Annotated in this window: 6 protein-coding genes and 1 pseudogene; all 7 read right to left on the bottom strand. The window is 43.0% G+C overall.

The genetic code is table 11. From position 1 onward, the window contains the following. A pseudogene (locus I6E69_RS12380) lies at positions 1-77 on the bottom strand (elongation factor Tu); the annotation flags it as partial. Positions 78-139: 62 nt separating this feature from the next. Next, positions 140-2254, bottom strand: coding sequence for an elongation factor G (gene fusA, locus I6E69_RS12375; protein WP_002958887.1), 2115 nt, complete (start codon positions 2252-2254; stop codon positions 140-142). 27 nt (positions 2255-2281) lie between these two features. Beyond that, complete coding sequence (gene rpsG, locus I6E69_RS12370) at positions 2282-2752, bottom strand: 30S ribosomal protein S7 (protein WP_010555004.1); 471 nt, start codon at positions 2750-2752, stop codon at positions 2282-2284. 97 nt (positions 2753-2849) lie between these two features. Further along, on the bottom strand, positions 2850-3224 hold the full coding sequence (gene rpsL, locus I6E69_RS12365; protein WP_002958885.1) for a 30S ribosomal protein S12: 375 nt from the start codon (positions 3222-3224) through the stop codon (positions 2850-2852). A 195-nt stretch (positions 3225-3419) separates the two neighbouring features. Further along, positions 3420-7595 (bottom strand): DNA-directed RNA polymerase subunit beta', encoded by a 4176-nt coding sequence (gene rpoC, locus I6E69_RS12360; protein ID WP_002958884.1) that lies wholly within the window; start codon positions 7593-7595, stop codon positions 3420-3422. A gap of 104 nt (positions 7596-7699) precedes the next feature. Beyond that, positions 7700-11725 (bottom strand): DNA-directed RNA polymerase subunit beta, encoded by a 4026-nt coding sequence (gene rpoB / locus I6E69_RS12355; protein ID WP_138488388.1) that lies wholly within the window; start codon positions 11723-11725, stop codon positions 7700-7702. Between the two features lie 271 nt (positions 11726-11996). Continuing rightward, entirely contained in the window at positions 11997-12359 is a 363-nt protein-coding gene (gene rplL / locus I6E69_RS12350) for a 50S ribosomal protein L7/L12 (protein WP_002958882.1), read from the bottom strand. Positions 12360-12362 lie beyond the last annotated feature (3 nt).

The raw sequence follows: 12362 nt of genomic DNA, 5'->3' as shown, positions 1-12362 counted from the left end.
GTTTTACCGTGGTCAACGTGGCCGATTGTACCAACGTTTACGTGCGGTTTTACGCGTTCAAACTTTTCTTTTGCCATCTTAAAAAATTCCTAATAAAGAAATTAAAGCCTGACTCACTATTGAGCCAGACAAGCTAAAATTATATAACAGCGCGAGCTGAAATTATTGTATCTGCGACATTTTTAGAGGCTTCAGCGTACTTCACAAACTCCATAGAGTATGAGGCACGGCCCTGTGTTGCAGATCGTAAAGCAGTTGCATAACCAAACATTTCAGAAAGAGGAACTTGCGCATTAATTTGCTTAAGTCCACCTAATGCATCTTCCATGCCTTCGATTATGCCGCGGCGACGGTTTAAGTCGCCAACTACATCACCCATATTTGAATCAGGAGTGAGTACTTCAACCTTCATTACTGGCTCTAAAAGTACAGGGTTAGCTTCAAGCGCCCCGTTTTTCATTGCCAGTGAACCTGCTATTTTAAATGCCATTTCATTCGAATCTACATCATGGAATGAACCATCATATAAAGTCGCTTTAACGCCAAGTAATGGGTAGCCTGCCAGTACACCTTGAGACATTTGCTCTTGGATACCTTTGTCTACCGCAGGAACGAATTCTTTAGGAACTGAACCACCTACGGTTTCGTTAACGAACTCGTAAATTGGTGACTCATCATCCGTAATATCCATCGGTTCAAGTTTAATCCAAACGTGTCCATATTGGCCACGACCACCTGACTGACGTATAAACTTCCCTTCAACCTTAACAGTTGAACGAATAGCTTCTCGGTATGAGACCTGCGGCTTACCAACGTTACATTCAACACTGAATTCACGTTTCATACGGTCGACGATGATATCTAGGTGAAGTTCACCCATGCCAGAGATTATAACCTGGCCTGATTCTTCGTCAGTTTGTACGCGAAAAGAAGGATCTTCAGCAGCTAGTTTACCTAGTGCGATACCCATCTTGTCTTGGTCAGCTATAGTGCGGGGCTCAACCGCAATAGAGATTACTGGTTCTGGGAATTCCATACGCTCAAGCGTAATAATAGAATTCGGATCACACAGTGTTTCACCTGTTGTTACGTCTTTAAGACCAATAGCTGCCGCGATGTCGCCTGCGAAAACTTCTTTGATCTCTTCACGAGAGTTTGAATGCATCTGTACGATACGGCCAAGTCGCTCACGCTTACTTTTTACTGGATTATATACCGTGTCACCCTGTTTAACAGTACCAGAGTAAACACGGAAAAAGGTCAAGGTTCCAACGAACGGGTCTGTTGCAATCTTAAATGCGAGTGCAGCAAACGGCGCTTTATCATTAGCTGGACGTTCTTCCTCAGTACCATTTTCTAAGATACCTTGGATTTGTTTCACTTGCTCTGGTGACGGCATATATTCAACAACGCCATCAAGCACAGCTTGAACGCCTTTGTTTTTAAATGCGCTACCACAAGTAACTGGAACAATCTCATTTGCTAACGTTCGTTGGCGTAAAGCATTTTTAATTTCTGCTTCACTTAACTCTTCACCTTCTAAGTATTTATCCATTAGTTCTTCTGTTGCTTCAGCAGCGCTTTCAACTAAATGAGCGCGCCATTCTTCAGCTAATTCCAGAAGTTCTGCCGGTATTGCCTCATAAGAAAAAGTCATACCCTGGTCCGCTTCGTTCCAGTTAATCACTTTCATTTTTATAAGGTCAATAACACCTTTAAAGTCGTCCTCAGCGCCTACAGGCAACTGAATTGGAACAGGCGTTGCTCCAAGACGAGATTTCACCTGGCTGACCACTGCTAAGAAGTCTGCGCCCGTGCGATCCATTTTATTTACGAAGATCATTCTCGGAACTTCGTATTTGTTCGCTTGACGCCAAACTGTCTCAGTTTGCGGCTGTACACCAGATGAAGCACAAAGAACAACTACCGCACCATCTAGTACGCGTAAAGAACGCTCTACTTCGATAGTGAAATCTACGTGTCCTGGAGTATCAATAATATTGATACGATGGGCGTCAAATTGAGCGTCCATCCCTTTCCAAAAACACGTTGTTGCAGCAGAAGTGATTGTGATACCACGCTCTTGTTCCTGCTCCATCCAATCCATAGTTGCAGCGCCATCATGTACTTCACCGATCTTATGAGAAAGACCTGTGTAGAACAGAACACGTTCTGTTGTGGTGGTTTTGCCTGCATCTACGTGAGCAACAATACCTATATTACGATAGCGCTCAAGTGGAGTTGTACGTGCCATATGATCCTCTTAAAGGTTAAAGACAGATTACCAACGGTAATGAGCGAATGCTTTATTCGCTTCAGCCATACGGTGAACGTCTTCACGTTTCTTAACCGCAGTGCCTTTATTATCAGAAGCGTCAACGATTTCTTGAGCTAGACGTAAGCCCATAGATTTTTCGCCACGCTTACGTGCAGCGTCTACTAACCAACGCATACCTAATGCGTTACGACGAACTGGACGTACTTCAACTGGTACTTGATAAGTTGAACCACCAACACGGCGAGATTTAACCTCTACCTGTGGACGGATGTTATCAAGTGCAGTTTCAAAGATTTCTAGGTGCGACTTGCCTGATTTCTCAGCAGCCACGTCTAGCGCACCATAAACAATTTTTTCAGCAGTAGATTTCTTGCCGTCTAACATCACGATGTTAACGAATTTAGCAAGAAGTTCCGATCCGAACTTAGGATCTGGAAGAATTTTACGTTGACCGATTACGCGTCTTCTAGGCATTTTGTATCTCCGGTTTATTCAGGTTTGCTCTTTCGAGTCAATCACCCAAAACAATAATTATAAATATTTAGTGCTTGGCCTTACTAACGGAATACAATTACCCTTTAGGGCGTTTTGCACCGTATTTAGAACGAGCTTGACGACGATCGCTAACGCCTGCACAGTCAAGTGCACCACGAACAGTGTGAAAACGCACACCTGGTAAATCTTTAACACGACCACCACGGATTAGGATTACACTATGCTCTTGAAGGTTATGACCTTCACCGCCAATGTATGAAGTTACTTCGAAACCGTTAGTTAAACGTACACGTGCTACTTTACGTAACGCCGAGTTTGGTTTCTTAGGTGTAGTTGTATATACGCGAGTACATACACCGCGCTTTTGCGGACACGCTTTTAGTGCAGCTGAGTTACTTTTCGTAACCTTGCTACGGCGTGGCTTACGCACTAGCTGGTTAATAGTTGCCATTTAAATAGCTCCTGAAATTAAAATTACTACTGAAAAAAATAAAAAAATCCGCCCTTTATTTACGAGCCTGCATTAAGCACACAAGTAAATGGGTGGCGGAATTTTAATGAGCAAAGTTTAACCTGTCAACCTAAACTAATCGTAAGACAGCATATAACTGCCTTACGATCACTTAATCTATTGATTAAGAACAGTTTATTGATTTCCAGACAAATCAGCATTTAGAGCGTCTGTAAGTGCTTGAGTCGCCTCTTCTGCACTTACTGTTTGCTCTTCTACTACTACTTTGCTTTGTTTACGGCGAGCCATACGCTCTTGATGATACGCAAAACCGGTACCGGCTGGGATCAAACGACCCACAATTACGTTTTCTTTAAGACCGCGAAGCTCATCGCTCTTACCATTCACTGCCGCATCTGTAAGAACACGTGTTGTCTCTTGGAAAGACGCTGCAGAGATGAAAGATTCTGTTGCTAGTGATGCTTTTGTGATACCCATTAACTGGATTTCAAACTTAGCTGGTATCTTACCTTGTTTTTCAAGGTCACGGTTTGCGATATTAACGCGCGCCACTTCGATTTGTTCACCAGCTAAGAAGTCAGTATCACCGCCGTGCATAATGGTACATTTACGTAACATTTGACGGATAATTGTTTCAATGTGCTTGTCATTGATCTTAACGCCTTGCAAACGGTAAACCTCTTGCACTTCGTTAACGATATAGTTAGCAACATGAGTCACACCACGTAGGCGTAAGATGTCATGTGGTGATTCAGGACCATCGGCAATAACTTCACCTTTAGACACTTGCTCACCTTCAAACACGTTAAGTTGACGCCACTTAGGAATCATCTCTTCGTAATGATCACCTTCAGCTGGAGTAATAACTAAACGCTTCTTACCTTTAGTCTCTTTACCGAAGCTAATTGTACCAGTTACTTCAGCTAATATAGCTGGATCTTTTGGCTTACGAGCTTCAAATAAGTCGGCTACGCGTGGTAGACCACCCGTGATATCACGAGTTTTCGAACCTTCTTGCGGAATACGTGCTAACACGTCACCTGGGTTTGCTGTAACGCCGTCAATAACTTCAATCGTAGTGAATGAAGGAAGACGTGTTTCTTGCAGACCGCGCTCTTCACTTTCAATGATAAGCTTTGGTTCTTTCGTATTTACTTTAGCAAGATCTTTTACAACTACACGGGTTAAACCGGTTAGTTCATCTGTCTGTGCTTCAGTATTTGAATCATCGATATCGCTGAACGATACTTTTGACTTATGCTCAAGAACGATTGGGTGACTATGCGGGTCCCAAGTAGCAACGATGTCGTTACCTTGAACTTCTGCATTGTCTTGCACTGTTAGTACCGCACCGTAAGGTACTTTATAACGCTCTTTCTCACGACCATGACTATCGATGATAGTAATTTCCGTAGAACGAGAGGTAATAACAATCTTACCGTCTGTGTTTAATACGTACTTAGAGTTATGAAGTTTTAATGTACCGTTAGTTTTAACTTGTACATTATTTTCTGCAGATGCTCTAGATGCCGCACCACCGATGTGGAAGGTACGCATTGTTAACTGTGTACCCGGCTCACCGATTGATTGAGCCGCGATAACACCCACTGATTCACCAGCGTTAATGATGTGACCACGTGCTAGGTCACGACCGTAACAGTTAGCACAAACACCAAAGTCATTATCACATGTGATAACAGAACGTACGCGAACTTCATCTACTGAGTGCTCTTCTAAAAGGTCACACAGTTTTTCGTCAAGCATAACATTACGTTCAACAAGTACAGTATTAGTACCTGGAATTACAATATCTTCAGCAACAACACGACCTAGAACACGTTCGCGAAGTGCTTCTACAACATCACCACCTTCAATAAGCGGTTTCATTGTTAAGCCATCTTCTGTGCCACAGTCATCTTCATTGATTACCAAATCTTGTGCAACGTCTACTAGACGACGCGTTAGGTAACCCGAGTTTGCTGTTTTAAGTGCTGTATCGGCAAGACCTTTACGCGCACCATGCGTTGAGATGAAGTACTGAAGTACGTTTAGACCTTCACGGAAGTTAGCTGTGATTGGCGTCTCGATGATTGAACCATCTGGACGTGCCATTAGACCACGCATACCCGCCAACTGACGAATCTGTGCAGCACTACCACGAGCACCTGAGTCGGCCATCATAAACACTGAGTTAAATGACGGTTGCTCTACTTCTTCACCTTTTGCATTGATAACTGTATCTTTTGACAAGTTAGCCATCATCTCACGTGATAAGTTTTCGTTTACACGTGACCAGATATCGATAACTTTATTGTACTTTTCACCAGCCGTTACAAGACCTGATTGGAATTGTTGGTTGATTTCAGTCACTTCAGCTTCAGCTGATTCAATTATCTGTGCTTTAATCGGTGGGATAACTAAGTCATCAATACCGATAGAAACACCTGACTTCATTGCATAATGGAAACCGGTGTACATAACTTGGTCAGCAAAGATAACTGTATCTTTAAGACCTAGACGACGGTAACACTCATTCAATAAGCCAGAAATCTGCTTTTTACCTAGCGGCTGGTTGATTGACGCAAACGGCATGCCTTTAGGTAAAATTAGAGACAGAATTGCACGACCAACAGTTGTATCGATAACAGTAACAGTGTCTTCTACTATGCCGTCTTCGTTTTTAACTGATTGGCTAATACGTACTTTCACGATTGCGTGAAGGTCTGCATTGCCGCTGCGGTATGCTTTTTCTGCTTCTTTTGGATCTTTAAATATCGCGCCTTCGCCTTTAGCGTTAATGCGGTCACGAGTCATGTAATAAAGACCCAATACAACATCCTGTGAAGGAACGATGATTGGCTCACCATTCGCAGGAGATAGAATGTTGTTTGTTGACATCATTAAGGCACGAGCTTCAAGCTGTGCTTCGATTGTTAACGGTACGTGTACCGCCATTTGGTCACCATCGAAATCGGCGTTGTAGGCCGCACATACTAATGGATGCAAATGAATCGCTTTACCTTCGATAAGCACAGGTTCAAACGCTTGGATACCCAAACGGTGAAGTGTTGGTGCACGGTTAAGTAATACTGGATGTTCACGAATTACTTCATCAAGTACATCCCATACTTCCGGAACTTCACGTTCAACCATCTTCTTAGCTGCTTTGATTGTCGTAGCCATGCCGCGACGCTCTAATTTGCCATAGATGAATGGTTTGAATAACTCTAGTGCCATCTTCTTAGGAAGACCACATTGGTGAAGCTTAAGTGTAGGACCTACTGTGATTACAGAACGGCCTGAATAATCTACACGCTTACCAAGTAAGTTCTGACGGAAACGACCTTGCTTACCCTTGATCATATCAGCAAGAGATTTAAGAGGACGTTTGTTAGAACCTGTAATTGCACGACCACGACGACCGTTATCAAGTAGCGCATCTACCGCTTCTTGTAACATACGTTTTTCGTTGCGTACAATAATGTCTGGTGCTGCTAAATCTAGTAGACGTTTAAGACGGTTATTACGGTTAATAACACGACGGTAAAGGTCGTTTAGATCAGATGTCGCAAAACGACCACCGTCTAATGGTACTAATGGGCGTAGATCAGGTGGCAATACTGGAAGTACTGTCATGATCATCCACTCAGGGTTATTACCTGATTGGTGGAACGATTCCATTAACTTAAGACGTTTAGTGATTTTTTTACGCTTAGTTTCAGAGTTAATTGTTGGTAACTCTTCACGCATCTCAGCAATTAATTGAGCAAGATCAAGTTCACGAAGCAAGTCTAAAACTGCTTCAGCACCCATCTTCGCTTCAAATTCATCACCGTGCTCTTCTAGTGAATCTAAGTATTCTTCTTCACCTAATAGCTGACCACGCTCAAGCGTTGTCATACCAGGCTCAGTTACTACGAATGATTCGAAGTAAAGAACACGTTCAATATCACGAAGCGTCATATCTAGCATTAAGCCAATACGTGACGGTAATGATTTTAAAAACCATATATGTGCAACTGGGCTCGCAAGGTCGATATGACCCATACGATCGCGTCGCACTTTAGTGAGTGTTACTTCAACGCCACACTTTTCACAGATCACACCACGGTGTTTAAGGCGTTTATATTTACCACATAAACACTCATAATCTTTCACTGGACCGAAAATACGGGCACAGAATAAGCCGTCGCGCTCAGGCTTGAAAGTACGGTAGTTAATAGTCTCAGGTTTCTTTACTTCACCGTATGACCATGAACGAACCATGTCTGGTGAAGCAAGACCAATGCGAATTGCATCGAATTCTTCGGTCTTATTTTGTTGCTTCAGAAACTTAAGTAAGTCTTTCACCTTAGCTCTCCTGTCGGAGTTAATCTTGAGGACGGATAGTCTCGTCCCTACATTCTATTCAGCCGTAACAGATGCTGCAGCGTTAACTGCAGCATCTAATTGGCTTAATTTTCTTCCAACTCGATGTTGATACCCAGTGAGCGGATTTCTTTCAACAATACGTTGAACGATTCTGGCATACCTGGTTCCATTTTATGGTTACCATCAACGATGTTTTTATACATCTTAGTACGACCGTTCACGTCATCCGATTTCACTGTTAGCATTTCTTGTAGAGTGTAAGCAGCACCGTAAGCTTCAAGTGCCCATACTTCCATCTCACCAAAACGCTGGCCACCGAACTGTGCTTTACCACCCAGCGGCTGCTGAGTAACAAGGCTGTAAGAACCAGTAGAACGTGCGTGCATCTTATCGTCAACCAAGTGGTTAAGTTTAAGCATGTACATGTAACCAACAGTTACTTGACGTTCAAACTGATCGCCAGTACGGCCATCATAAAGTGTAACCTGACCACTTCGAGGATATCCACCAAGCTCAAGCATGTCTTTGATTTCGCTTTCTTTCGCGCCATCAAATGCAGGAGTAGCTATTGGTAAACCACCTTTTAAGTTTTCAGCTAGACGACGAATTTCGTCATCAGTGAAGCTAGCAATGTCTACAACTTGGCGAGATTCACCAATTTCGTAAGCTTGCTTGATGAATTCACGTAGCTCATGAAGCTCACGTTGTTCTTTCATCATCTCTTCAATACGTTCACCGATACCACGTGCAGCAAGACCCATATGTGTTTCAAGGATCTGACCGATGTTCATACGCGATGGTACACCTAGTGGATTCAATACGATATCTACCGTACGACCTTTGTCATCGTAAGGCATATCTTCTACTGGTACGATAGTCGAGATAACACCTTTGTTACCGTGACGACCCGCCATTTTATCACCCGGTTGGATGCGACGTTTAACAGCTAGGTATACTTTAACAATCTTAAGTACGCCTGGTGCTAAATCATCACCTTGGGTAATTTTACGACGTTTGTTTTCAAACTTTTTATCGTATTCAGCTTTAAGCTCATCGTACTGTGCAGCTAGTTGCTCAAGCTCAGCTTGCTTGTCTTCTTCAGCAAGGCTTTGCGTAAGTACTTTTTCAGCATTAAGAGATGCAAGTTTATCTTCATCAAAACCAGCAGCTATAAGTAGCTTGCGTGCACGGTCTAAAACGCCTGCTTCTAAAATACGGAACTCTTCGTTGAAGTCTTTCTTCGCTTCGCGAAGCTGCATGTCTTCAACTTCTAACGCACGTTTATCTTTTTCAACACCATCACGGGTGAAAACTTGCACGTCAATTACAGTACCAGTTACAGAGTTTGGTACGCGTAAAGAGCTGTCTTTAACGTCAGACGCTTTTTCACCGAAGATAGCACGTAGTAGCTTCTCTTCAGGTGTAAGCTGTGTCTCGCCTTTAGGAGTCACTTTACCTACTAGGATATCGCCGCCTTTAACTTCAGCACCAATATATACAACGCCTGATTCATCAAGCTTGCCTAGCGCAGATTCACCCACATTCGGGATATCTGCAGTGATCTCTTCAGGACCTAATTTAGTATCACGGGCAACACACTGTAGTTCTTGAATATGGATAGTCGTTAGACGATCTTCTTCAACTACGCGCTCTGATAACAAGATTGAATCTTCGAAGTTGTAACCGTTCCATGGCATGAATGCCACGCGAAGGTTTTGACCAAGGGCTAAGTCACCTAAGTCAGTCGAAGGACCATCTGCTAACACGTCACCACGAGTAACCGGTTCGCCAACCATACAAGTTGGTTTTTGGTTAATACATGTATTTTGGTTAGAACGTGTGTATTTGGTTAAGTTGTAGATGTCGATGCCCGCTTCACCAGGGATGCGTTCTTCTTCATGTACATTTACAACGATGCGACTTGCGTCAGCATACATTACTTCACCACCACGTTTAGCAACGATAGTTACACCAGAGTCTTTCGCTAGTGTTAACTCAATACCAGTACCTACTAACGGTTTATCCGCTTTCAATGTTGGTACTGCTTGACGTTGCATGTTTGAACCCATCAATGCACGGTTAGCATCATCGTGTTCTAGGAACGGGATAAGTGCTGCCGCTACAGAGATCACCTGTTGTGGTGATACATCCATATACTGCTGGTCCATGCGACCCATAAAGGTAGATTCACCTTTGTGACGACATGGAATAAGTTCATCAACAAACTCATTGGTTTCAGTTAAGTTTGAGTTCGCCTGTGCGATAACAAACTGACCTTCTTCAATGGCTGATAAGTAATCAACTTCATCAGTTACAACACCATCTACCACTTTGCGGTAAGGTGTTTCTAAGAAACCGTAGTCATTTGTACGTGCGTACGTAGACAACGAGTTAATTAGACCGATGTTTGGACCCTCAGGAGTCTCGATTGGACATACGCGACCATAGTGAGTTACGTGAACGTCACGTACTTCAAAGCCTGCGCGTTCACGAGTTAGACCGCCCGGACCTAATGCAGAGATACGACGTTTATGCGTAACTTCTGATAGTGGGTTATTTTGGTCCATAAACTGTGATAACTGAGACGAGCCGAAGAACTCTTTAACCGCTGCCGAAATAGGCTTAGCGTTAATAAGATCTTGTGGCATTATCGCGTCAAGGTCACCTAAGCTTAAACGCTCACGTACAGCACGTTCAACACGTACTAGACCAACACGGAATTGGTTCTCAGCCATTTCGCCAACACTACGTATACGACGGTTGCCTAAGTGATCGATATCATCAACATCGCCTTGACCGTTACGAATAGCAATTAATACTTTCATAACAGACACGATGTCTTCTTTGCTTAATGTGCCTGGGCCTGTGTCTGTATCGTAACCAACACGGCTATTGAACTTCATACGACCTACAGTAGATAAGTCATAACGCTCTTCAGAGAAGAACAAGTTCTGGAATAAGGCTTCAGCCGCGTCTTTCGTCGGTGGCTCGCCTGGGCGCATCATGCGGTAAATTTCTACTAGTGCTTCTAAACGGCTGCTTGAAGAGTCAATGTTCAATGTATTTGACATGTAAGCACCGCTGTCCACTTCATTGATATATAACGTATCAATTTTAGTGTGACCGGCTTTAACCAATTCAGCCATTAGCTCTAGAGTTAGCTCGTCATTTGCATTTGCAATAACTTCACCAGTTGACTCATCAACATAGTTTTTAGCTACAATACGGCCAATGATGTACTCATGTGGTACTTCTAATTGCTTAATGCCTTTCTTCTCGATGCTCTTGATGTGGCGAGCCGTAACACGACGACCGCTTTCAACAAATACTTCACCGTCTTCGCTCTTGATATCAAAAGCGGCAGTTTCACCACGTAAACGCGAAGGTACAAGTTCCATAAGAACTTTACCATTCGTTACTTCAAACGTAGTGTTATCGAAGAACATATCTAGGATTTCTTCGCTAGAATACTCTAGTGCACGTAGGATGATAGACGCCGGTAATTTACGACGGCGGTCAATACGTACATATAAGTTATCTTTTGCATCAAATTCGAAGTCTAACCATGAACCACGGTAAGGTATAACGCGTGCGTTATATAATACTTTACCCGATGAATGGGTTTTACCGCGGTCGTTATCAAAGAATACACCAGGGCTACGGTGTAGCTGAGAAACGATAACACGCTCTGTACCATTGATTACAAAAGTACCGGTATCTGTCATGAGCGGAATTTCGCCCATGTAAACTTCTTGCTCTTTAATGTCTTTAACTGTGCCTGGTGCTTCTTTGTCCATAACAACAAGACGCAGTTTCACGCGAAGTGGAGCAGAATAAGTCACACCGCGAATTTGACATTCTTTTACATCGAAAACTGGCTCACCAATACGGTAACTTACGTATTGAAGCTCAGAATTTCCCGAGTAGCTTTTAATAGGGAACACAGAACGGAAGGCAGCTTCCAAACCATGATCGCCATCAGCGTCCGGCACTAAGAATTTTTTAAACGATTCTAACTGTGTAGACAGTAAAAAAGGTATATCCAAAACTTGTGGACGTTTACCAAAATCCTTACGGATACGTTTCTTTTCAGAATAAGAGTAAGCCATGGGGTTCCTCAGCTTGCTGATCTTTGACCCGACCTGTTCTTGTAAGAACAGACTTAACTGGCAGCTATGCCAAGATTTTACAACATTTAACTGTTGTTCTAATTAGATCCCACTTTAACACTAGCAAACTATAAAGCGTTGAAAGTAAAGAAAAAATCAGATTTTATTTGAACTAAAAGAGTGCATCACTCTATAGCGCAAAAAGGCCGGTGATTAAATAATCACCAGCCCTTGCCTGATTTCTCAGGCAGCGAACTTAGCAAAAGCTAAATTACTTAACCTCAACTTCAGCACCAGCTTCAGTAAGATCTTTTGCAAGTGCTTCAGCTTCTTCTTTAGATACACCTTCTTTAACAGGTGTAGGAGCAGCTTCAACAAGAGCTTTCGCTTCTTTAAGGCCAAGGCCAGTTGCGCTACGAACAGCTTTGATTGCAGAAACCTTGTTAGCGCCAGCGCCAGTAAGGATTACGTCAAATTCTGTTTTCTCTTCAGCAGCTTCAGCAGCTGGACCAGCTACCATTGCAGCTGCAGCAGTTACGCCGAATTTTTCTTCCATTGCTTCGATAAGAGCAACAACGTCCATTACTGACATTTCAGCAATTGCGTCAAGGATTTGGTCTTTAGATACAGACATTAC

This window comes from Pseudoalteromonas sp. NZS100 (genome assembly GCF_015864815.1).
In the GTDB taxonomy this organism is placed as follows: Bacteria; Pseudomonadota; Gammaproteobacteria; order Enterobacterales; family Alteromonadaceae; genus Pseudoalteromonas; species Pseudoalteromonas distincta.
Note: the sequence above shows the minus strand (reverse complement) of the source record. Positions and strands in the feature narration are given on the sequence as shown.

Bases quoted from the DNA above. Each gene is read 5' to 3' on its own strand.
- fusA (WP_002958887.1), bottom strand. From the start codon at position 2,254: ATGGCACGTACAACTCCACTTGAGCGCTATCGTAATATAGGTATTGTT.
- rpsG (WP_010555004.1), bottom strand. From the start codon at position 2,752: ATGCCTAGAAGACGCGTAATCGGTCAACGTAAAATTCTTCCAGATCCT.
- rpsL (WP_002958885.1), bottom strand. From the start codon at position 3,224: ATGGCAACTATTAACCAGCTAGTGCGTAAGCCACGCCGTAGCAAGGTT.
- rpoB (WP_138488388.1), bottom strand. From the start codon at position 11,725: ATGGCTTACTCTTATTCTGAAAAGAAACGTATCCGTAAGGATTTTGGT.
- rplL (WP_002958882.1), bottom strand. From the start codon at position 12,359: ATGTCTGTATCTAAAGACCAAATCCTTGACGCAATTGCTGAAATGTCA.